Genomic DNA, 359 nt, shown 5'->3' with positions numbered 1-359 from the left:
ACAAAACATCTTACGTTTACGTAAGAATTTTTGTATCTAAACGATTGAAAACGCTGCATCAAAATTAATGGATTGCCATTTTTAGCCTTTAGGTCTATGCGATTGCGTCATTGAGCGGCCTTGCAGCGTCGTTCGACGAATTTGATCGCAAAGGAAACAGCGAAATGGCGCGTAATAAGATCGCACTCATTGGTTCTGGCATGATTGGTGGCACGTTGGCGCATCTGGCCGGCCTGAAGGAACTGGGCGACATCGTCCTCTTCGACATCGCCGACGGCATCCCCCAGGGCAAGGGCCTCGACATCGCACAGTCCTCGCCGGTCGAAGGCTTCGACGCCAATCTGACCGGCGCCAGCGAC

1 pseudogene is annotated in these 359 nt (G+C 52.1%); it reads left to right on the top strand.

Annotated elements, in window-relative coordinates:
* Positions 1 to 164: 164 nt before the first annotated feature.
* A pseudogene (locus tag EOD29_RS30805) lies at positions 165 to 359 on the top strand (malate dehydrogenase); the annotation flags it as partial.

This window comes from Mesorhizobium sp. M1A.T.Ca.IN.004.03.1.1 (genome assembly GCF_003997555.1).
GTDB lineage: Bacteria > Pseudomonadota > Alphaproteobacteria > Rhizobiales > Rhizobiaceae > Mesorhizobium.
Note: the sequence above shows the minus strand (reverse complement) of the source record. Positions and strands in the feature narration are given on the sequence as shown.